General features: G+C 71.7%; 14 protein-coding genes. 11 read left to right on the forward strand and 3 right to left on the reverse strand.

Features of this window, described 5'->3' with window-relative positions; translation table 11 throughout:
* The first annotated feature begins 1 nt into the window (after nucleotide 1).
* The 11 genes from eccCa (at nucleotide 2) to OHA91_RS17495 (ending at nucleotide 16,874) form a co-directional block, all read left to right on the forward strand.
* Nucleotides 2-3,976 (forward strand): type VII secretion protein EccCa, encoded by a 3,975-nt coding sequence (gene eccCa / locus OHA91_RS17445; protein ID WP_328739585.1) that lies wholly within the window; start codon nucleotides 2-4, stop codon nucleotides 3,974-3,976.
* A 16-nt stretch (nucleotides 3,977-3,992) separates the two neighbouring features.
* On the forward strand, nucleotides 3,993-5,411 hold the full coding sequence (locus OHA91_RS17450; RefSeq protein WP_031147711.1) for a DUF6177 family protein: 1,419 nt from the start codon (nucleotides 3,993-3,995) through the stop codon (nucleotides 5,409-5,411).
* A gap of 129 nt (nucleotides 5,412-5,540) precedes the next feature.
* The gene (locus OHA91_RS17455) at nucleotides 5,541-5,873 is read left to right on the forward strand and encodes a hypothetical protein (RefSeq protein WP_031147709.1); all 333 of its coding nucleotides are present in this window, start codon (nucleotides 5,541-5,543) and stop codon (nucleotides 5,871-5,873) included.
* Nucleotides 5,874-5,937: 64 nt separating this feature from the next.
* Complete coding sequence (locus OHA91_RS17460) at nucleotides 5,938-6,252, forward strand: pore-forming ESAT-6 family protein (protein WP_031147707.1); 315 nt, start codon at nucleotides 5,938-5,940, stop codon at nucleotides 6,250-6,252.
* A 72-nt stretch (nucleotides 6,253-6,324) separates the two neighbouring features.
* Nucleotides 6,325-6,753 (forward strand): DUF6507 family protein, encoded by a 429-nt coding sequence (locus tag OHA91_RS17465; protein WP_031147706.1) that lies wholly within the window; start codon nucleotides 6,325-6,327, stop codon nucleotides 6,751-6,753.
* Nucleotides 6,750-9,671: a hypothetical protein gene (locus OHA91_RS17470; RefSeq protein WP_328739586.1), complete on the forward strand. Its 2,922-nt coding sequence runs from the start codon at nucleotides 6,750-6,752 to the stop codon at nucleotides 9,669-9,671. The genes OHA91_RS17465 and OHA91_RS17470 overlap by 4 nt, the downstream gene beginning before the upstream one ends.
* Complete coding sequence (locus OHA91_RS17475) at nucleotides 9,668-10,522, forward strand: immunity 49 family protein (RefSeq protein ID WP_266498909.1); 855 nt, start codon at nucleotides 9,668-9,670, stop codon at nucleotides 10,520-10,522. The genes OHA91_RS17470 and OHA91_RS17475 overlap by 4 nt, the downstream gene beginning before the upstream one ends.
* Before the next feature lie 213 nt (nucleotides 10,523-10,735).
* Nucleotides 10,736-11,584 (forward strand): immunity 49 family protein, encoded by an 849-nt coding sequence (locus OHA91_RS17480; RefSeq protein WP_328739587.1) that lies wholly within the window; start codon nucleotides 10,736-10,738, stop codon nucleotides 11,582-11,584.
* Between the two features lie 75 nt (nucleotides 11,585-11,659).
* Nucleotides 11,660-12,553, forward strand: coding sequence for a protein kinase family protein (locus OHA91_RS17485; protein ID WP_328739588.1), 894 nt, complete (start codon nucleotides 11,660-11,662; stop codon nucleotides 12,551-12,553).
* Nucleotides 12,553-14,754: a protein kinase domain-containing protein gene (locus tag OHA91_RS17490; RefSeq protein ID WP_328739589.1), complete on the forward strand. Its 2,202-nt coding sequence runs from the start codon at nucleotides 12,553-12,555 to the stop codon at nucleotides 14,752-14,754. Before OHA91_RS17485 ends, OHA91_RS17490 begins: the two co-directional genes overlap by 1 nt.
* 23 nt (nucleotides 14,755-14,777) lie before the next feature.
* Nucleotides 14,778-16,874: a protein kinase domain-containing protein gene (locus OHA91_RS17495; protein ID WP_328739590.1), complete on the forward strand. Its 2,097-nt coding sequence runs from the start codon at nucleotides 14,778-14,780 to the stop codon at nucleotides 16,872-16,874.
* 27 nt (nucleotides 16,875-16,901) lie between these two features.
* On the opposite strand, the gene OHA91_RS17500 is transcribed toward OHA91_RS17495, so the two are convergent.
* The 3 genes from OHA91_RS17500 to OHA91_RS17510 all read right to left on the reverse strand — a co-directional run bounded on the left by OHA91_RS17500 (nucleotide 16,902) and on the right by OHA91_RS17510 (nucleotide 22,770).
* Nucleotides 16,902-17,573, reverse strand: coding sequence for a DUF5825 family protein (locus OHA91_RS17500; protein WP_031147696.1), 672 nt, complete (start codon nucleotides 17,571-17,573; stop codon nucleotides 16,902-16,904).
* Nucleotides 17,570-19,483 carry a RiPP maturation radical SAM C-methyltransferase gene (locus OHA91_RS17505; protein ID WP_078959144.1) on the reverse strand — a complete coding sequence of 638 codons (1,914 nt, stop codon included), beginning with the start codon at nucleotides 19,481-19,483 and terminating at the stop codon, nucleotides 17,570-17,572. The genes OHA91_RS17500 and OHA91_RS17505 overlap by 4 nt, the downstream gene beginning before the upstream one ends.
* Nucleotides 19,484-19,641: 158 nt before the next feature.
* A complete protein-coding gene (locus tag OHA91_RS17510; RefSeq protein WP_328739591.1) occupies nucleotides 19,642-22,770 on the reverse strand; it encodes an AfsR/SARP family transcriptional regulator in 3,129 nt (1,042 codons plus the stop codon).
* Nucleotides 22,771-22,782: the final 12 nt, after the last annotated feature.

The raw sequence follows: 22,782 nt of genomic DNA on the forward strand, positions 1-22,782 counted from the left end.
GATGAGTACCCGACTGATCCACCGCCCGGCACGGACCGTCAGGCCGCCGGCGCCCCCCGAGGCGCGCACCATCGAGGCCCCGCCCAACCTCCCCGAGGGGAAGGCGGGCAGCATCGCGATGTCGCTGCTGCCCGTGGCCGGCGTCATGTCGTCCGTCGTGATGATGACGGTCGTGCGCAACAGCCAGTTCGCCGCGCTCGGCGCGCTGATCCTCGTCGTCACCATCGTCGGCTCCATCGCGCTCGTCTTCTCGCAGCGCGGCAAGGCCCAGCGCACCCGCCGCACCCAGCGCGAGGCCTACCTCGCCTACCTGGAGGACCTGCGCGAGGAGCTCTCCGCCGAGGAACGCGAGCGCGGCGAGCACGCCGACGTGCTCAACCCGCCGCCGCACGCCCTGTACGACATCGTCCGCGACCCGGCCCGGCTGTGGGAACGGCGCCGCACCGACGGCGACTTCCTGCGCGTGCGCGTCGGGACCGGCGAGATGCCGGTCCGCGATCTGCAGATCGGCCAGCAGGGCTCCACGGTCCTCACCCCGCCCGACCAGTTCATGCTGAACGAGGCCTCGGCGCTCACGGCCCGCTTCCGCAACGGCACCGAGCTCCCGCTCACCGTGCCTCTCGACCGCGTCGGCAACATCAGCGTCATCGGCCCCCGCGAGGACTGCCTGCGCGTCGCACGCGCCCTGCTGGTACAGGCCGCCGCCATGCACGCCCCCGACGACGTGGCGATCGCCCTGGCCGCGCCCGGCGACCGGCTCCCCGACTGGGAGTGGGCCAAGTGGATGCCGCACCTCCTCGACACCGAGCAGCTCGACGGCCCCGTCGCCGCCCGCCGCATCGCCCCCTCCGCCGACCAGCTCGCCCGGCAGATCGGCCCGGAACTGCGCCGCCGCGCCTCCTACGCGGCCGAGGTGCGCCGCGGGCTGTCCGGCAAGGACGCCCTCTCCATGACGTCGCGGCTGCTGGTCGTGACCGACGGGCACGGCGAGGACGCCGTCGAACTGCCGCGCCCCGACGACGCGGTTGGCCTGCGCGAGATGGGCGTCACCGTCCTCCACCTGCTCGAACAGCGCATCCAGGAGCCCGGCCACGTCGGCGTACGCATCACCGTCGACGGCGACCAGGTGCTCATCGAGGACCTGCGCCAGGACGAGCCCATCAGCGCCCACGGCACCGTGGACGAGGTCGGCATCCCCTTCGCCGAGGGCCTGGCCCGGATGCTCGCCCCGCTGCGCCTGTCCGCCGAGTCCCTCATCGACGCCCCGCTGTCCGGGCCCGTCGACTTCGCCGACCTGCTCGGCATCGACGACGTGGCCCGCCTCGACCTGGCGAGCCTGTGGGCCCCGCGCGGCGAACGCGCCTTCCTGCGCGTGCCCATCGGCATCAGCGACGCCCGCGAGCCCGTGCTGCTCGACCTGAAGGAGTCCTCCGAGCTCGGCATGGGCCCGCACGGCCTGTGCGTCGGCGCGACCGGTTCCGGAAAGTCCGAGCTGCTGCGCACCCTCGTCCTCGCCCTGGTGGCCACGCACCCGCCCGAGGACCTCGCCCTGGTCCTCGTCGACTACAAGGGCGGTGCGACCTTCGCGCCGTTCGCCGACCTCCCGCACGTCGCCGGAGTCATCACCAACCTGGAGAACCAGGCCGGTCTCGTCGAGCGCGTCCACGCCTCCCTCGCCGGCGAGGTCAAGCGCCGCCAGCAGGTCCTCAAGGACGCGGGCAACGTCGCCGACATCGGCGACTACGCCGCGCTGCGCGCCGACCGCCGGCCCGACCTGGACCCGCTCCCGCACCTGTTCGTCGTCATCGACGAGTTCGGCGAACTGCTCACCGCGAAGCCCGACTTCATCGACCTGTTCCTGTCCATCGGCCGCATCGGCCGGTCCATCGGCGTCCACCTGCTGCTCTCCAGCCAGCGCATCGAGGGCGGCAAGCTCAAGGGCCTGGACACCTACCTCTCCTACCGGCTGGGCCTGCGAACCTTCTCCGCCGACGAGTCCCGCACCGTCCTGGACACCACCGACGCCTTCCACCTCCCGCCGCTGCCCGGCTTCGGCTACCTCAAGGTCGACACCAGCCACTACGAACGGTTCAAGGCGAGCTACGTCTCCGGCGCCTACCGGGGTCCCGTGCAGCGCGCCGAGGACGCGGACAGCGGCCCGCTCGCCCTGGAGTACGGGGCCTTCAACTCCCTGTCCGAGCCGGAGGGCACGGGCGGCCAGGAGCCCTCGGCGCGCCGCCGCGAGACCGGCCCCACCGAGATGGGCGTCATCGTCGACCAGCTGCAGCACGCCGCCGGTCCGGTGCGCCGCATCTGGCTGCCCCCGCTGCCCGACGCGATCTCCCTGGACTCCGTCGCCGGCCCCCTCGACGTGGGCGTGCGCGGAATGCAGCTCTCCAAGCGCCGCGACCGGCTCGTGGTGCCGCTCGGCCTGCTCGACGACCCGACGAAGCAGTGGCAGGGCCGGTGGTACCTCGACCTCACCGTCGCGGGCGGCCACGCCGCCGTCATCGGTGGCCCGCAGTCCGGCAAGACCACCCTGCTGCGGACCCTGGTCCTCTCGCTCGCCCTGACCCACACCCCGCAGGAGGTCGGCGTCTACGGCCTCGACCTGGTCGGCGGCGGCCTCCAGGCCCTGTCGGGGCTGCCGCACGTGGGCGGGATCGCGGGACGCGCCGACCGCGAGCGCGCGGCCCGTACCGTCGAAGAGGTGCGCACCATGCTCGCCCTGCGCGAGGACCTCTTCCGCGAGCACGGCATCGACTCCGTCGAGCAGCTGCGCACCCTGCACGCGGCCGGCCGGCTGCCGCAGCTGGCCTCCGCCGAGATCGTCCTGGTCATCGACGGGTTCGGCGCGCTGCGCGACGACTTCGAGGAGCTCGACGACGCCGTCGTCGACATCCTCAAGCGCGGCGGCGGCTACGGCATCCACGTCGTCGCGGGCATGCTCCGCTGGAACGACGTCCGCATCGCCACCCAGTCGAACTTCGGCACCCGCGTCGAGCTGCGCCTCAACGACCCCAGCGAGTCCAGCATCGAGCGCAAGCTCGCCGAGACCCTCTCGCCGGACGAGCCGGGCCGCGTCCTCACCGACGGCAAGCTCTTCGCGCAGGTGGCGCTGCCCCGCACGGACGGGCTCTCCGACACCTCGGAGCTGGGCGCCGTCCTGGAGCGCACGGCCCGCACGATCCGCGCCACCTGGAGCGGCGACGCCGCCCAGCCGGTGCGGGTGCTCCCGCACCTGCTGGAGCCGCACCTGCTGCCGGGCCCGGTCGCCGAGCCGAAGCGGGTGCCGATCGGCCTCGACCAGACCGCGCTGGCGCCCGTACTCCTCGACCTGTTCCACCACGACCAGCACCTGTTGGTCATGGGCGACAGCGAATGCGGCAAGACGAACCTGCTCAAGACCATCGCCGGCGGCCTCATCGAGCGCTACGGCGAGGACGAGCTGGTCTTCGCGATCATGGACCCGCGGCGCAGCCTGCGCGGTGTGGTCCCCGAGGAGTTCAACGGCGGCTACGCCTACAACGCCAAGATGTGCGCCGGGCTGGCCGCGGGCATCGCCTCCGAGCTGGAACGGCGGATGCCCGACGACAGCGCCCCGCTGGAGGACCTGGAGCCGGGCAGCTGGGGCGGCGGCCCGCGGATCGTGGTCCTCGTCGACGACTACGACGTGCTGACCACCGCGGGACAGTCGCCGCTGGCCCCGTTCGTCCCGTACATCCCGTCGGCGGCGGACATCGGCCTGCACTTCGTGCTGACCCGCCGCGTCGCGGGCGCCTCGCGCGGCATGTACGAGCCGCTGGTGCAGGGCCTGCGCGAATCGGGGGCCTCGGCGGTCGTCATGGCCGGCGACCGCAGCGAGGGACAGCTGTTCCCGGGGGTGTACGCCGCCCAGCACCCGGCCGGGCGCGGCGTCCTCGTCCGCAGGGGCCAGTCCAACCGCCTGATCCAGACCGTGTACACCGCCGAGTGAAGGGCCGCAGGACCACATGACCAAGGACGTCATCGCCCTGACCCAGCAGATGCCCGCCCCCTGGGCGGTGCTCGCGGGCCTCCTCTCCGGGGGCCCCGACAAGCTGGTGGACACGGTCGGCGAGGGGGCGGTCATCCAGCTGTGCGACGAGCAGGGGCGGCCGCTCGTCTCGGTCGAGGCTCCGCTGCTCGTACAGGTCGAGGGGGAGGCGGAGCGGCTGCTCGGCGCCACCCCGCCGCGGGTCCCCTACTGGTGGACCGAGGCCCGCGCCACCACCGGCGTGCCCGAGGCCGAGCGCCTCGCGGGCACCTTCGCGGCCCGGCTGGCCTCGCTGGCCTCGGGCAGCGCCTGGCCGCCGGAGGCCGCACGGTCGGTGGCGGTGGTGGAGAGCGACGGGATCAGCGTGGCGCCGACGCCGGCCGCGGCGCAGCCCGCCGTGGACGTGCTGACCAAGAACGTCGCCGTGGTCATCATGGACCGCCCGGTCGTCGCGATGACGGCCTGGCTCTCCGACGCCTTCCGGGCCGCCGCCGCGGCCGAGCGCGGCCTGCAGATTGTCACCCCGCCCGGGACGGTGCTGTCCCCGGCGGTGCTGGCGAACATGCCGGAGTGGCCCTCGCGGTGGGTCGTGCAGGACCAGCGGGAGGGCTACTACGACGGCCTCTCGGGCGCGGTGCTGCGCTGGCAGGAGGGGATGTTCGCCACGGTCGTCGCGCCGGACGCCACCGAGGACGACCCGCGGACCGCGGTGGCCGCCTCGTACCAGGAGGTCGAGGAGACGGCGCAGCGGCAGCTGGCCCTCACCTTCCGCACCATCCACCCCGCGGACGACCGGCTGGTCCTCGGCGGGGCCCTGGAGACGGTGTGGCGCGAGCTGACGGGCGCCCCGCCGGCGGGCTGGGGCACGGCCGAGCCCGCCAACCTGCCCTGGTCGCCGGGCCGGCTGACCGACGTCGCGTTCGCCCGGGCCCCCGAGCCGACCTGGTTCGTGGTGGTGGGCAGCCCGGAACGGCCCGGTCTCGCCACGGTGCGGATCAGCCGTACGAAGGCGGGTGTCGAGGAGACCGTGACGATGGCGCTCGGCTACGGCGACGGCGAGCAGCCGCCCCTGGACGCCCTGCCCCGGGTCGCGGAAGCCCTGGTGACCCGCCACCGCCTCCAGTCGATGCTCGTACAGCTCCGCAAAGCCCGTCGCGACCTGCTGGTGCCGCCGCGCTTCGAGGGGCCGGGGGTGCCGCTGGCCTTCGTACTGGGATCGGAGGAGGTCCGCGGCATGCCGGACGACCGGGCCCGGCACACCCCGCTGGCCGAGGCGCCGGTGCGGCTGGGGCCCAAGTCCCGCCCGGGCTACTACTACCCGCTGCCGGGCGATCCGTCGGACCTGGCGGGGTGGGCGGACTTCGAGCGGCTGACACGGCATCTGAAGGGATCGTGAAGATGCCTGGTGGTTTGTCATGGATGAGTCACAACTAGCTCGTTGCTCGTTGCAGGTGCGATGTATGTTGATAGAACTGGTCATACTGAGATCGGTTGATGTTCTTTCGAGAGTGCGGGGGAGTCCGGGATGAAGTTCGACATGGGGACTCAGGTTCTGACGAACCTGATGTCGGGGTCGCGTAACTCGAACACCGACCTGGGATCGCTGGTCAAGCAGCTGGTGGTCGCGGCGCAGCCGCTGGAGGGCAAGTTCCAGGGTCAGGGCAAGGTCGCGTTCGACTCGTTCAAGCTGCGTGCGGACGGGATCGCGAAGGAGCTGAACGCCTCGCTGGCGGCGATCCTGGGCGGCCAGTCGGGCATGGAGCAGGCGTTCGGGTCCGGCGACCAGGAGCAGGGCGAGAACGCGCGGCAGACGCAGGGCTCGGCGAACTTCGACGCCGCCCGCTTCCGCGGCCGCTAGGCCGGCCGGGCCGGGTTCCGGGTCTTCTTTTCGGGTCTTCTTCTTCACGGGGAGTGTGGTTGGCATGGGTGCAGGTGGGACGGACCGTCGTGCGTACGACGTGGGCGCCTCGACGGAGGCGCAGGGCGGCATCAAGGCCGTGATCGGCCAGTTGGAGCAGGTGATCGCGGCGCGTGAGGCCCAGGTGGCGGCGGCGATGTCGGACTTCGCGGCGGACGGTGTGGCGGACGACTACCACGCCAAGGAACTGCGCTGGAAGAACGCCTCCCAGGAGGTCAAGAACATCATCCAGCTGCTGAACACGACGCTGGAGAAGAACGACGCGACGGCGCGCCAGACGCTCCAGCGCGCGAAGGCCGCGGTCGACAACATCGGCTGAGCAGGATCGATTCAGCAGATCGCTGGAGCAGCGGGTCAGTAGGGAAGTCGGGTTCACGGGGGTGGGTCGTCGATGACGTCGTGGGACATAAAGCCGCAGGGCGTGCAGGGCCACTTGAAGACCGTCGGCGGGAACGCGGGCGAGCTGGAGAAGGCGTTGAACGCGCTGCTCACAGCCATGTCTGAGGCGGCTCAGGCCGCGGGGACGGCCGTCCCCGGCTCGCAGGCGGAAACGAAACTGCAGGGCCCGGTGCCCGTCGGCGCGCCGCCCCTGAGCCAGAAGGCGATGGGGCCGGTCGCGGCCGCGCTGGGCGAGTACCTGACGGCCCGCAAGCCGGAGTTCAAGTCGATGGCCGAGCGGATCGAGGCGTGCATCCTCGGCGCGGTGTCGGCGACGAACGAGTACCTGGAGGGCGATCTGGAGCAGGCCAAGGCCGCCCAGGACGCCGCCCGGGCCGTGAACCTCGACATCCTGCGTGAGAAGACGGGGACCAAGAAGTGAGCGGGAACGCGCCGGTCGACCCGGCCGAGGTGCCGGTCTTCACGGGGAATCTGGCGACGCTGGACGAGAAGGTCAAGCTGATCTCGTCGGGCGGGGCCACGGTCTCGACGAAGGCCTCGGACGTCCACACGAGCTTCGGCGGCCTGCAGGCCTTCTACCAGGCACCGGAGGCGGACCAGCTCTTCGCGACGACGAAGCCCGTCTCGGACCTGGGCCTGAAGCTCAGCTCCGACATGTGCACCATCGCCGGCGCACTCGGCACCTACTCCCGCGACGCCGCGCCCATCGTCAAGAAGCTGGAGAGCCTGAAGGCGGAGGCGGAAGCGTTCCGCACGAAGGTCTCCAAGGAGGACAAGTGGCGTGAAGACGGCGACCTGATCGACGAGAACCTCGACCGCCGCAACGAGATCGCCGAGGTGTGGGCCCAGTTCCAGGAAGTGGAGCGGGCGGCCTACGCCAAGATCGTCGCACTCGTGGGCGGCAAGCCGCTCCGGGTGAACGACGGCTCCAACGCCAAGGACATGTACGGCTACGACGCCGAGGCGATGAAGCAGTCCAAGTCCCTGCCCTGGGGCGACGCGGTGGAGGAGTCCATCCCCGCGTGGCAGATCTGGGAGCACGCCTGGGAGTTCGGCAAGGGCGTCGTGGTCGACGGCATCTGGGGAACCCTCAAGGGCCTCGGCGGGCTGGTCGGCCTTCAGGGCTGGGACGTGTTCAAGCAGTCCTGGACGGGCCTGGCCAAGCTGGGCACCGGCCTGGCGATCTCCACGATCCCGGGCGTCGGCCCCCTCTTCCTGGCCGCGCCGGACGACAAGCTGCCCTCGTGGCTGCGTGACTCCCGTACCGCGATGAAGGAGACGGGCAAGGCGCTCCTGGCCTGGGACCAGTGGGGCTCCAACCCCGGCCGCGCGGCAGGTGCGGTCACCTTCAACGTCGTGACCACGATCTTCACCGGCGGCGCGGGCGGCGCCGTCTCCGGCGCGGGCAAGGCCGGCGCGGTCGCCAAGACCCTGTCCTTCGCGGGCAAGGCGGGCCACGCGATCGACCCGATGACGTACATCTTCAAGGGCGCGGGCGCGGGCTTCTCGAAGATCGGCGACGTGATGGCCGGCCTGAAGGGCATGGGCCAGGTCCAGGTCCCGAACATCAACCTCGACGGCGCGATCGCCCTCCCCGAGGGAGCCATCCACCTCCCCGACGGCGCGATCCACCTCCCGTCGGGCTCGGCCGTCCCGGACGGCGCGACGAAACTCCCCGACGGCAACATCAAACTGCCCGAGGGCACCACCACGTTCCCCCCGGGCACGGTCAAGCTCCCGGTGGACGGCCCGCCGAAGTTCATGGACCCCGACGGCAACATCTTCAAGGCAGACGGCTCCCTCGACCAGTCCGTCAAGGACGCCCCGACGGGCAAGCCGGACGCGGACTCGGGCGTACCGCGCACCGAGGCCCCCAAGACGGACACCCCGTCCACCGCCAGGGTCCCGGAGCGCGAACTGGTCGGCGTCGGCGCCCGCGGCGGCGACAACGGCATCAACCTGAGCAGCAACATCTCCGACCCGGTCCACTCCTTGGACAACGGCCCCCGCGGCGCCGACCACACCCCGGGCGGCCACGCCCCGGACAACATGCCGCGCAACGACCTCAACAACCCCGGCGGCTCCCGCCCGGACTCCCCGTCCCCGACGGGCGCCACCCACCCGGACACCCCGTCCACGGCCGGCACCCACGCGGACGGCCCGGGTGGCACGGGCAACCACGGCGACGGCCCCGGCTCGGGCGGCACCCGCCCGGACACCCCGGGCACGGGCAACACCCTCCCGGACGCGCCGGGCACGGGCGGCGTCGACGACGCAGCGCGCGCGGGCGACGACGCGACCCCACCGGCGAACACGACCACGCCGGGGGCCGGTTCGCCCAGCCCGAGCCGGGTGATCCCCGACCCTCCGAGCTTCATGCGCGAGGGAGACAACCCCTACGGACCTCGGGGATCGCTCACGGCCGAACAGATCGTGGAAATCCAGGTCTACCGCGCCAATTACGAGCCCGGCTATTTCAAGCAGTATTACGAGGAGCGCGGCTACCGACACCTCGTCGATGTCGCGGACGAGAGCGGATTCCCGCCGAAGCAGCTGATCAAGGACCCGGCGAACCCCGACGTCTGGATAACCAAGGACAATGCGCCGCCGGCCTTTCCGGCGAAGTACTATGACGCGTCCTGGGATCGCCGGGGGACCGCGGGGCAGCTCAACAACCCGCAAGTGCAGAACCTGCTGGACGAAGCGGCCCGTAAGCGTCACGAGGCGGTCACGGCGGACAACAAGCTGCACGATCCGCTCGCGGCCGCCAAGAAGGCCTGGGAAGCCAGCCCAACAGCGCAGAACAAAGCGGCATATGACGCCCTCAAGGCGCAGCACGCCCCTTACCACGACGCGATGTCGAAGGCCACGGAGGCATACGGCGAGGCCGTGGCCCGCAACCATGTCATCCCGAAGTTCTACGACGGCGCGAAGTGGGAGCCGACCGCCGGCCCGAAGAACGGAAATGACCAATTCGACCAGGTTTGGCGGCGTAAGGAATCCGAAGGATTCGTCGTCATCGAAGCGAAGAGCGACATCAAGACGGCCATCAACGAGCGCACGCTTCCGACCGGCTACAAGGCCAGGCAGGGATCGCGTGAATACTTCCTCGACATCATGAACGAGATGTGGAAGAGGGCGCAGGCCGGCGATGCCGCCGAGCTCCAGTTGTACACTGACCTCAAGAAGGCCCTGATAGCGGACAAGGTTGAATACATCCTCGTCAAGGGCGATTCCCACGGGCCGACTCACGGGGGCTTCAAGAGTCGTCGATTCAACATCGGCACGTTCAAGGACGAAGATTTCACCTTCGAGGCCACTAACAGGAGCGATCCGTGACGGTGATTGTGGAGCGGCACCCCATTCCTACGGTGGACGAGCAGGTCACAGCCCGCCTGGCCCAGGAGTTCGAGACGAGCATCAAGAACCTGGACGCCTCGCCCGCGATCGTCGGCATGGCCCTGAACGAGGCGCTCCTCCAGGTGCAGGTCCACCAGGCCCTGAACCCGACCGGCAACCGGTTCGGCACATGGGACGCCACGGTCTCTGCCATGCAGGTGGGCTCGGCGGCCTTTGCCGCCGCCTCCGTCACCGAGGGATCGATGGAGGCTCGCATCTCGCACGAAATGCGGACGATCTCAGCCACCGGACCGCAGTTCTATGCGAACGCGGGCAACTGGCTGACGACCCTGTGGTTCGTGATCATCTGTCGCGACCAGCCCCGCATGAACGAGATGTGCCGGGTCCCGCTCGATCTGCTGAGGGCATCCGGAGCCGAGGGCGACGAGTACGTCTACCACTGGGTCGACGCCCTCCAGACGTACTGGCACGAGCAGCCCGGCCTGCTGGAGAAGCTGACGGCAGCCATTGAGCAGTCCCACCCGGACATCGCGACGAGCGTGCCCAGTGACCTGCTCCAGTGCGTCCTCTACCCTCCGATCAACCTCTTCTACCAGTTCCTGCGCAAGGACGAAGAAGGGTTCAACCGGGCGCTGGCGGAAGCCCTGGAACTCCACAAGTCCTACTGGAACACCCCCGAGCGGGCAGGGGACATCGCAGGGTTCCTCGCCCTCGCCCCGTTGGCCATCGCCTGTCTCGCGTACGACGCGGGCCTTGAGATCGAGGTCGAGTCCGACTACCTTCCGCTCCGCCTCCTCGACCGTTCCTGGCTGGGCGAGTTCGACACGTGACCGTCATCGTCAGTCGGAATGTTCACCGGGGGACACGGAAGAGAAGTGGGCTGAATCTCCCGGCGAGAACCTGACGCAGTCCATCGACAGGCTGGAGCAGTACCCGCACTCACTCGGCCGGAACTTCGGCAAGGCGCTCCTGCATCTCGAGGCCCGCTGCACGGTCGATCCACGGGCAGCGAAGTCGGAGACCTGTTACCCACGAAGGCACACATGACCGTGATCGTCCCCCGGCAGGACTATCCGAAGGACGACATGGCGGCGGTGGTGCCCGTCATGGAAGGGTCGCTGTCCTGCTCGCTGGAGAAGTTCGAGACCTCGCACAACTCCAGGTCGGGCGCGGTCATGACTGCGCTGAACGTCGCCCTCGTCCGCTCTGCCGCTGACCCCCGCGCCGCCATGCGGGAGACCTGGGAGTCCTGGCGGCTAGCCATGCAGGTGCACTCGGCCGTCTTCGCCGCCACCACCGCTCCCGACCGGGAGACGGTCACCTGCAGGATCCGCCACGAAGAGCGCCACCTGGACACCACCGGGCAGCAGACCTACCTCAGCGCCCACACCTGGATCGACGCCTTCTACCTCGCGATCATCTGCCGTGACGCAGCCCGCCTCGAAATGCTGGCGCGGATCCCGGTGTCCCTGCTGCGCGCCTTCGGCGGTCGGCTGGACGAGTACGCGTACGCCTGGGTGGAGACCCTCCAGAGCTTCTGGCTCCGCCGTGACGACCTGGGCGCACACCTGGGGCGGGCCGTGAACCTGTGCGTTCCCGAGCAGGCCCGGACCCTCGACCGGGACGAGATCGCACAGCTCCGCCGCCCGCCGATCATGATGCTCTACCGCTACCTGCGCGGTGACGTCAGCGGCTTCAACGAGTCCCTGGCCGACGCCCTGCGGCAGCACAAGGAGTACTGGACCGCCGACGAGGACCGGAAGGTGATCATCCACGGCGTCGTCGCCATTGGACCGCTGGCGATCGCCTGCCTGGCCAAGGCCAACGGACTCCCGGTCGAGGTCGAGTCCGACTACCTGCCCCTCGCCCTCCTCGACTTCGCCTGGCGGTGAGTCCGACGCGTAGGCGGGGCCGGGAGCTTGAGTAGGGTGGCCGTGGATCAACGCGGACCAGGGGGGAGATCGCCGATGCAAGCACTGCACCACGACGATCCTCCGCGGATCGGGCCCCACGTCACCCTGGGCCGGCTCGACGACGAGCCCGAACACACCGCCGCCGAAAGACGCTTCATCGTCCGAGGTGCCGACGGCGAGCGCACCTTCCTCCTCCGGATCCCCCGGCACGGCACCGACCCGACCCGCTGGGCGATCGAGGCCGAGGGGGCGCGCCGGCTCTCCATACCCGGGCTCCTGCCGGTCGAGGAGGTCGGCGGCGGCCCGGCCGAACTCCCCTGGTGCACGGCGCCGTACGTCCCCGCCCTCCCGCTGCCCGCCGCCCTGCGGGCCCACGGCGGGCCGCTGCCCGGCCCGGTCGTACAGGCTCTGGGCGCGGCCCTCGCCCGCACGCTGGCCACCGCCCACGCGCAGGGCGTCACGCACGCGGGCCTGTCCCCCGCCGCCGTGCTGCTCACCGCCGACGGCCCCCGCCTGAGCTGCTTCGGCGCGGTACGGGCCGCGGCGCCCGACGGCGAGCACCGCAGCGGCCTGCCGGGGCTCGACTCCGGCAGCCTCGCCCCGGAGCAGGCGGCCGGCGGCCGGCCCCGCCCGCCGGGCGACGTGTACGCGCTGGGGGCGGTGCTCGCCTACGCCGCGACCGGGCACACCGTCCCCGAACGCGACGAGCTGCCCGGCTTCCTGCGCGAGCCGGTCACGGCCTGCCTCTCCCGCGACCCCGCGCGGCGGCCGCAGGCGCAGCAGCTCTTCCCCCACCCGGAGCCGGCGGCGCATGCGGCCACCGTCCTGGACACGGCCACCCCGAGCCCGATCCCCCTCCCGGCGTCCGTCGTCGTCGCCCTCGCGCACCAGTCGGCACAGGTCCTCGCGGCCGAACTCCCCGTTCCTGCTCACCGGATAGACCGCTGATGCTCTTCCCCCTCGTGCACGACGACCCGCACGCACTCGGCGGCCACCGCCTCGTCGCCCGTCTGGGCAGCGGCGGCATGGGCACGGTCTACCTCGCCCGCTCGGCCGCCGGCCGGACGGTGGCGCTGAAGACGATGCACGCCCACATCGCCACCGATCCCGCCGTCCGCACCCGCTTCCGCCTGGAGGTGGACGCGGCGCGCGTCATGGGTCCCGTCCACGGCGCCCGGGTCTTCGACGCCGACCCGCTCGCCGAGACCCCCTGGCTGGCCACCGAGTACGTCCTCGGCCCGTCCCTCGACGAGGCCGTCTCCGTGGCGGGCCCCCTCCCCGAGCCTGCGGTGCGCGCCCTGGGAACCGCGCTCTGCGCGGCTCTGGCGCAGCTCCACGCCTCGGACGTCGTCCACCGCGACCTGAAGCCCTCCAACATCATGATCACCGCCGAGGGCCCCAAGATCATCGACTTCGGGATCGCCCGCGCCCTCGGCGACGACCGCCTCACCCGCACCGGCACCGCCGCCGGCACGCCCGCCTTCATGTCCCCCGAGCAGGCCACCGGCCTCGAACACACACCCGCGGGCGACGTCTTCGCCCTCGCCGGCGTCCTCACCTACGCCGCCACCGGCCACGGCCCCTTCGGCAGCGGCAGCCACGCCGACCTCATGTACCGCGTCCGCTACGCCGACCCCGACCTCACCGGAGTTCCGCCGGCCCTGCTCCCGGTCCTGGCGCACTGCCTCGCCAAGGATCCCGCCGACCGGCCCACCACCGACGCGCTCGCCGCCCGGCTGCGTACCGGAGAGGGAGGATTCGCCGACCGCCTCCCCGAAGCGCTGCTCATGGAGATCGCCCGCCGCGTCGGCGGCGTCTGGAGCGACGCGCCCCACCGCCTGCCGGCCCCACCGGGACACGGCCTCGCCGCGACCCTCCCGAGCGGCTCGCAGCCGCCGTCACCGTCCCCGTCCGTCCTGTCGCGCCGCCGGCTCCTCGCCCTCGGCGGGGGTTCCGTGCTCGGCGCGGCCGCGGTCGGAGCCGGCACCTGGGCATGGCTGGGCCATAAGGACACCGACGACCCGAAGCCGCACGCGACCACGTCCAAGGGACCCGCGTGGGACCTGCTCTGGCAGGTGCAGGAGAACAGCATCAGCGATCCGCTGATTCCCCCCGCACCGCTCGTCCTGGACGGACTGCTCCTCGTGGGCGAGAACGGCATGCAGGGTCTGGATCCGGCGACGGGAGCGGTGAAGTGGCCGGATCCCGAAGTCTGGTTCATGCGCCGCGCCGCCTCGGACGGCAAGCAGCTCTACGCCGCCGACTACACCACCGTGGAGAGCGATCCGCTGCGCGTCTCCGTGATCGATCCGGCCACCGGAAGGCTCCGGGAGCCGTTCAGCGAACTCAAGGACCTGAGGGCGATCCTCTTCGGAACCCAACTGCTCTGCGCGACGGCTGACGCCGTCTACCTGGTGGGAGGCCGGGGCACCCACACGGGCACCAGCTTCGGCAAGGACCAGACGTGGTTCCTGCTCGGCATCGACGTCCGCTCGGGCAACAAGCTCTGGGAGGTGCCGCTGCCCGCCCGGCCGGACAAGTCCGAGCGCCTGCACTTCCTGTCCGCCCGCGCGGTGGGCAAGCACCTGGTCCTCGTCCAGCAGTCCGCGGAGGGGGAACCGCGCCTCGTCGTGCACGACGCGCTGACGGGCAGGGCGCTGTGGAACAAGCCGCTCGACGGAAAGCAGTCGGCGCTCAGCCGGGCCCGCGTGGCCGTGGACGACCGGCACGTGTACCCGGCGGCCGGTGAACTCACCGCGCTCGGCCTCGCCGACGGCAAGCCGGCCTGGCGCTTCCAGGGCCAGGCGCCGACAGCACGGTTCGGCCCACCGGCCGTCAAGGACGGTGTGGTGTACGCGGTCGAGGAGAACCGCGGCATGGTGGCGCTCGACGCCTCGAACGGCACCCTGCGGTGGGCGGAGAAGAGCCGGGCGGTCCCGTTCGAGGACCTCGACACCCCGCCGGCGGTCGGGGTGGGGCACGTGTACGCGTACAGCACGGCCGCGTCCGGCCTGATGGCCGCGGACATCCGGACCGGCGCCGTCACCCGCCCCTTCAAAGCCGCCAAGGCCCGGTACTTCGCCCACCCGTCCGCCGGCCGGCTCATCGCCCTCGGCGACGAGTACACCGCCGCGTACCCCCTCTCCTGAGCTCACAGAAAGCCTCGCACCCCATGAAGCCCCTGGAATCCGGCGACCCGATCCGCCTGGGCCCGTACCGCATCCTCGCCGTGCTCGGCGAAGGCGGCATGGGCAAGGTCTACGTCGGCCAGGACGGCGAGGGGCACGCCGCCGCAGTGAAGGTGCTGCACCCCCACCTGGCGCACGACCCGAACCTCTCCCAGCGCTTCGTCCGCGAGGCCCAGATGGCCCGGGCGGTCGGCGGCGGGGCCGTGGCGCGCGTCCTGGACGCGCAGACGGAGGGCGGACGCCCCTGGATCGCCGCCGAGTTCCTGACCGGGCCCACCCTCTCCGACGCGGTGCGCTCGCACGGCCCGCTCGACGAACCGACCGTACGGGCCCTGGCGGCTTCGCTGGCCGGGGCGCTGCGCGACATCCACGCCGCCGGCCTCGTCCACCGGGACCTGAAACCCGCCAACATCGTGCTCACCGCGACGGGCCCCCGCGTCATCGACTTCGGCATCGCCCGACCCGAACACGGCCTCACCCTCACCGCCACGGGCCAGGTCCCGGTCACCCCGGGGTACGGGGCGCCCGAGCAGGTCCTCGGGCAGCGCGTCGGTCCGTCGGCCGACGTCTTCTCCCTGGGCGCCGTCCTGGTGTACGCGGCGACCGGGCAGCACGCGTACGAGGGTTCGCACGTCGCGGCCGTGCAGTACGAGGTCGTCCACGGTGAGCCGCGCCTGGACCGCGTACCGCCCGCACTCCGCCCCTTGATCGGCCCGCTCCTGGCCAGGGACCCGGCGGCGCGGCCCCTGCCCGACGTGATCGCCCACTCGTTCGCCCCGCCCCGGGGCGCCGAACGCGCCTGGCGGCGGGGAGCGATCGCGCAGGACATCACGACCCGGGAGCACAGCCTCCACCGGCTGACCACCGTGCCGGGTGGGGTCGCACCGCGCTCCGTTTCGCGTCGCCGCCTGCTGACGGGCCTTGCGGTCGGCGGATCCGTGCTTGCGGTCGGCGGCGGTAGCGCGGCGTGGTGGAGCGTGGCGAACCGTGCCGGCCCCTTCGACGTTCCCCCCGCCGTGCCGGTCCCGGCGGCCGCGGTCCTGGACGCGAAGAAGGGCGACTACGTCCTCGGCGAGACTCCCGAGCCGCTCTGGAGCATCTCCTCGGCCGTGGCGGCCGACGCGCCCGCGCCCCTCCCCGTACGGGACGTCGTCATCGTCGGAGCGCCGAAGGGCGGCATCGCCGCGCGCAGCGTCGTCGACGGCACGGTCCGGTGGACGGCGGCGGAGGCGGTGGCCACCAACCGCTACCTGTCCCTCTCCGACCGGCTGGTGGCGGCCGCCGACGCCGAGGGCACCCTGGTGACCTTCGTCGCCTCGACCGGCAGGCCCAAGTGGACGTCTCCCGCCGATGCCGCATGGCTCCTCGCCGCGGACGACGAGGCCGTCTACGTGGTCACCAAGGACCGGCGCGTGCGCAGCATCGGCCGGTCCGAGGGCAGGATCCGCTGGACCGTCTCCGTCGACGCGGACCTCGGCAAGGATGCCGCCTCCCGCGGCCTGGCGGCCCAGGGGCGGCTCGTCGTCACGGCGACGGACGGGACCGTCCTCGCCCTCGACACGGCCGACGGGCGCAAGGCGTGGGAACGCCGGGAGCAGTCCGACGACGGCCGGGCCGCGGTCGCCGTGTCGGGCCGCACCCTGTGCGTGACCGGCAAGAACCTCTCCGTCGTCGACGTCGTCGACGGCAAGGAGCTCTGGAAGGCCGAGAACCCCAAGCCGTCGAACGGCACCCCCGTCTTCTGGGGCCCTCCGACCATCCACGGCGACCACCTGTACGCGACGGTTGTGACGCTCCCCGTCCGCCTGGACCTCCGGACCGGCCGGGGAACGGACTGGAACTTCGGGGGCCTCCTCGAATGCGACCCGCCCAGCCCGCTGGTCGTGCAGGGCAACGGCATGTGGTCGGTCACCGTCAACAAGACGGAGGGAGGCATCAACGTCGTCGACCTCTCGTCCGAGAACCGGCCGCCGTGGGTCTTCCGCGTCATCAAGAACCCCATCCGCTACTGGATCACGGGCGACGCGAACCGCGTGTTCCTCATGGACGGCACGACGCTGGCCGCCCTGCCCGTGTTCTGAGCCGTTACCCGGGCCGGTGTACCGCCGTCAGACCCGGAAGGGCGGCTGCGGCCAGCGGTGGGGGCGGTGGGGGGCCCACCACCACAGGTCGCCGACGGCGACCAGGAGGGACTCCGCCACGAGGTCGCCCCGCACGGCGGGGTCGACGCCGTCGGCCGACGGGTCCGCCCGGACCGCCTCCACCGCGGCGAGGTACACGGGGTCGTCGATCACGATCCGGTTGAGCACACCGGGCCGGTGGTCGCGGATCTCCAGGAAGCCGGGGCCGTTGCGGACGACGCACTTGCCCAGGAAGAAACCCTCCGCCCAGGTCGACCGCAGTTCCGCCGCGCCGGCCGGTCCCTCGATCCGGGACGGCGGGTAGAGGTGGCTGAGCGTGAACGCCGACGGCCCGGCCGGGCACGCCCCCGCCTCGGGCAGCCGCACGCGCCAGTCGACGACGACGCCCCAGGCGGTCAGCTCCCGGACCAGGTCCAGGACCCGTACGGCGCAGACCGGCTCGGCTGCGGGAGACAGGTCCACGAGGGTGCTGAACTCGGCCCTGCGCACGCCCGTGCGGTACAGCTCACGGGCGGTGTGCGCCGCGTCCAGGGAGGCGTCGGAGACGGCGACGCTGCCGAGGTGCATTCCCGGAAGCGTCCGCGCGTGCTCGCGGTAGTCCCGCCAGAGGTCGATCACCGGCTTGCGGGCAGTGATCACAGGACGTCCTCGGGGCCGGGGCCGGCGGCCCGTGCGAAGTCCCGGGTCAGGTCCGGGGCGCAGCCGCCGAGGCGGGTCAGCTCCGCGTTGGTGCCCAGCGGCACGACGTGGACGTACCGGTCGGCGTCCTCGTAGAGGAGCCCGGCCTCGCCCCACTCGGCGAGCAGTTCGGCGACGCGGGCCGGGGAGACGCTGGCGGTGAACCTGGCGCTGAGCCGGTGGGTAAGCGACTGGACGCTCCGCGGGTCCTCCAGGAGCCGGAACGCTGCCACCTCGACCGGGTCGGTGATGCTCCTCGTGGTCCAGTCGAAGTCTTCCCGCCGGTTCGTCAGCACGATTCTCGATCCGATGTCGTAGCGGGTGAGGCTGCTGTGCAGGTGCTGGTCGCGCCACCGCTCGACGGCGGCGGCGAGCTGCTTCGCGGCGGTTTCGTCGATGCCGGCGTGCGGGGCGTCGAAGAGGTAGGCCAGGTCGTACAGCTCCTCCTCCGGCAGGTCGTACACGACGGCGTAGTGGGAAGCCGGTCGCAGCGGGGAGAAGCCCAGTTCGGGCCGGTCGAAGTAGGGGCTGAACCGCTCGATCTCGATGCGGGTGACGCCGTCCGGCGGGGTGAGGTGGGTGAGGGCGGGGAACTGCCGGATCACCCGGGTGTAGTCGCTGTCCTTCTCCCCGGGGAAGCCGTAGAGGTAGTTCCACGTGGCCCAGAGGCCGGCGGACTGGGCGTCCCGCAGGTGGCGCACGTTCTGGCAGCCGGTGACGCCCTTGTCCATCAGGCGCAGGACCCGGCTGCTGAGGCTCTCGATTCCGGGCTGCACCTGTACGAGACCGGCGTCGGCGAGCGTCTGCAGATGGCGGTAGCGGAGGTTGGACTTGATCTCGTAGTGGAAGCGGAGGTCGTGGCCCGCCTCGATCAGGGCGGGCATCACGCTCCGCAGGTATCCCATGTCGAGGATGTTGTCCACGACCAGGACGTCGAGCACCTGGTGCAGCCGGGCCTGTTCGACGATCTCGCTCACGAACGTCTCGGGGGCCTTGCTGCGGAAGGCCATCGACGATCCGTTCAGTCCGCAGAACGTGCAATGGTGCTTCTCGCCCCACCAACACCCGCGCGAGCCTTCCAGCACCAGCTTCGGCTCGATCCTGGAACGGGCCGCCGACTCCTGCACCCGGGCGAAGTAGGGCCGGTAGTCCGGCTGCTTCAACTCGCCCGGCGGGAGCGGGAACCGGGACATCGCGTTCGCCCGGTGCGCGCCGTCGTCCCCGCGCCAGCACAGCCCCGGGATCGTCGCCGGCTCCACCTCGCCGCGGACCGCGTCGAGCAGCATGGGGAACGCCCGCTCGGCCTCGCCGCGCACCACGTAGTCCACGGCCGGGAAGTTGCGGTGCAGAGCCTCCCCCTGCGGTCCGTCGCAGTTGGCGCCGCCGAGCACCGTGGCGGTGCCCGGCGACAGCCTTTTGACCGCCGCGGCCGTGGCCAGAGCGGCGGTGTTCTGCTGGAACGTGGTGGTGAAGCCCACCAGGTCCGGACGGGTGTCGGCGATCTTCACGGCCAGTTCCTCGACGAACCGCGCGGACGCCTCGTGCAGGGCCAGGCACACGGCCCGCAGGTGCGGGCCGAGGCCCGACGCCATCTGGTCCTCGAACTCGCTGACCCGCCACGCCGGTACGCCGTGGAGGGCGCTGGAGAACACCCAGTCCCCGTAGCCTTCGAAGTACGCGTGACTGGCGAAGAACTCGTAGTCCTCGACCCGCAGTCCGATCGCTTCCGCCGCCCAGTCGTAGAAGTCCAGGTTGGCGTTCACCGTCTCCACGTCCGCCCGGTGGGAGCGGCCGATGGAATGCAGGATCCCCAGCGCGAGGGACGGCGTGTCCAATGAAGCCCACGGCATGTTCACCAGAGTCACACGCATGTGCCGAGCAGCCCTCCGGTCTGTCTCAGAGTCCTTCCGCCGCAAGAGTCCTGCGCACGCCGATGACGTCCGTGCCTGATCTCTTGCTCTCCGCCATCTCGCGTGGGTCGACGTGGATGGTGGTCTTCTTCACGATGGATCGCCGTCCGTTTCCGTGGTCAGTGGAGCGGTTGCAGAACCGGAACTCTAGGCAGAGTCACTACCGGATTCCTTCCGGTCACTCTGCGTGCAACCTGGGCGAGGATCGACTCGAGGCGGTGGGCGGGTGCGGGTGTGCCGACGCAGGCGGACAGTTCGGCGAGCTCCATGCGCAGGACCCGGCCCGCCGCCGGGTCCCCGGCGTCCAGTGCCTGGCAGAGCAGCTCGACGGCGGAGAGCAGCACGTGGTGGACGGGCTCCGCGCCCAGCCACCGGATGGACTGGGCCAGCCGGTCGACGGCCCGGTCGATGTGGCCGTCGGCGAGTTCCAGGGAGGCGAGCACGTAGAAGAGCTCGCCCATGCCGAACTCCAGGTTCATGTCCCGCAGGACGGCGTGCCCCTCCTCGATGAACCGCCGGGCGGACGGATCGCGCAGCTCCAGCAGGCTCAGGCCGAGGGTGAGGCCGCTGAACGCCTCGTACGGGCGGTCCCCCAGCTCGTGGAACGCCGCGAGGGCCGTCTCCGCCTTCTCCCTCGCCTCCTGCAGCTCCCCGCGGTGGCGCAGTACGACGGCCCAGTGCCGCAGCGCGAGGGCTTCCTCGCGCCGGTTGCCCGCCAGCCGGCTGAGCCGGACCGCCTCCTGGAAGGCGGCCGACGACAGCTCCCAGCGCCTCTGCTCGTAACGGATCGTGCCCAGTTCGCGGGCGGCCTGCGCCTGCGCGAGCCCGCTGGAGGAGGCCAGTGCGGACTCGGCGGCCCGCATCACCTCGGTGAGGGCGGGTCCCAGCCGGCCCAGCGCCCGCAGCGCCCCGGCACGGATCACCCGGCACTCGCTCTCCAGGGCGCCGAGGCCCAGTTCCCCGAAGACGGCGCCCGCACGGTCGGCGAGTTCCAGGCCGGCCTCGGGGTCCCTGCGGATGCACCGCAGACTGGCCAGCCGCAGGGACATGACGCCGACCCCGACGGTGTCGCCGTCGGCTTCGGCCGCCTCCAGGGCGAGCCGGTGGCTGGCCTCCCAGTCGTCGTAGAGGTGTCGCAGCTCCAGGAAGTCGGTCGTGCTGTCGGCCAGCTCCCAGGCGATCCGGCCGAATCCGTTCGAGCAGGCCATCGCGACCGCGGACGCCAGTGCCGGGCGCTCGGCCTCGAACCAGAGGTAGGGGTCCTCGACGATGTAGTCGACGTCGGAGCGGTCGAAGCCGTCGTAGCGGTTCGTCGCGCCCCGTGCCCCGGCCGGCCACTGCATGGACCGCGCACCGGTGATGCGCTGCGCCGCCGTGGTGGAGAGGGTGAGCCACCCGTCCAGCACCCTGGAGAGCGCTTCCCGGCACTGCGCGGGCGAGTACTCGGCCTGGGCGCGCTCCTTGGCGTAGAGGCGGACCAGGTTGTGGTACCGGTACCGGGTCTGACCGGCGGCGTCGCATCCGACGACGTCGAGGAGCTGGGTGCTGACGAGTTCCTCGATCAGGTCCTCGGCCTCGTCGATGGTGATGCGGAGCAACGGGGCGAGTAACCAGGACGCGAAGTCCGGTGTGTCGATGAGCCCCAGCAGGCAGAACGCCTCGCGCTCGAGCGGCTCCAGCTCCTGGTAGCCGGTCGCGAGCGTGGCCCGCACCTCCAGGTCGCCGGAGACCAGCACGTCCAGTCGCCGCCGCTCGTCTGCGAGGCGGCGGGCGAACCGGGTGATGCCGCCCTGGGAGTGCTGGGCGAGCCGCGCGGCCGCGATGCGGACGGCGAGGGGCAGGTAGCCGCACAGCCGGGCGACCTCCGCCGTGGTGGCCTCGTCCCCGACGAGCCGGTGCTTCCCCGCGATCCGTTGGATCAGGGCGCCGGACTCCTCCGCGTTGAACACGTCGAGGTCGACGTGGGTGGCGGATTCCAGTCCGGTGAGCCGGGGCCGGCTGGTGATCAGTACGACGCAGCTGGGCGAGCCGGGGAGCAGCGGTCTCACCTGCGCCTCGCTGACGGCGTCGTCGAGCAGAATGAGCATGCGGGAGGAGGCGGTCCGGCTGCGGAAGAGCTCGCTGCACTCCTCCAGGTCGTCCGGTATGCCCTCCTCCCCGACGCCGAGAGCGCGCAGGAAGCGTTTGAGCGCCACCAGAGGGTCCAGCGGCCGGGCATCGGCGGTGCGCAGGCGTATGTACAGCTGCCCGTCGGGGAACTGATCGGCCACTCGGCGCGCGGCCTGCACCGCGAGGGTGGATTTGCCGACCCCGCCCTTGCCCGAGAGGGCGACGAGCGCCAGGGACTCCTTGTCGCCCGTCGTCAGCGTCTCGCGGATGCGGGCGACCTGGTCGGCCCGTCCGGTGAAGTCGGCTATCGACGGCGGGAGCTGGGCCGGTACGACCTGGGCGATGGGGGACCAGACCCGCTCGGGTGTCTCGTCGGCGGCGGGGGCCTTGCGGGGCAGGTCGAGTCCGGGGCCGCCGACCAGGATCGCCTCGTGGAGCCGTTGGAGCTCGCCCCCCGGTTCCAGGCCGAGTTCCTCGGCGATCAGGGTGCGCCCGGCCTGGTAGACCGCGAGTGCGTCGGCCACCCGACCGCAGCGGTAGAGGGCCAGCATCAGCTGACCGCGCAGCCGTTCCCGCAGGGGCTGCTCCCCGACGAGCGCCTTGAGCTCGCTGACGAGTTCGCCGTGGCGGCCCAGGGCTAGCTCCGCCTCGATGCGCTCCATGACGACGCCGATCCGGCGCTCCTCCAGCGCCGGCGACTCGGTCCGGATCAGCTCCTCCGTACCGTCGGCCAGTGGCTCCCCCCGCCACTGGGCGAGGCCGGCGCAGTACGCCTCCACCGCGTCGAGTTGACGGTCCTGCCCGAGCGCGGCTCTCGCGTCCGCGACGGCCTGGTCGAACGTCAACAGGTCGAACCGGTGCCCACCGAGCTGGAGGCGGTAGCCGTTGCCCGACCGGATGATCAGCTCCGGCCCGAACTCGCCGCGCAGTTGGGACACGCACTTCTGGATCTGGGCCACAGCGGTCGGCGGCGGCGATTCCCCCCACAGGATCGCGACGAGTCGTTCCACCGGGACGACGTGTTCGGAGCGGAGCAGCAGCGCGGCCAGGACCGATCTCGTCTTGCGCCCGTTGAGCCTGACTGCGAGTCCGTCCCGCCATGCCGTGATCGGCCCAAGAACACGGAACTCGAATGTCACGCAGCCCCCTCC

The organism is Streptomyces erythrochromogenes (assembly GCF_036170895.1).
GTDB classification, from domain to species: domain Bacteria; phylum Actinomycetota; class Actinomycetes; order Streptomycetales; family Streptomycetaceae; genus Streptomyces; species Streptomyces erythrochromogenes.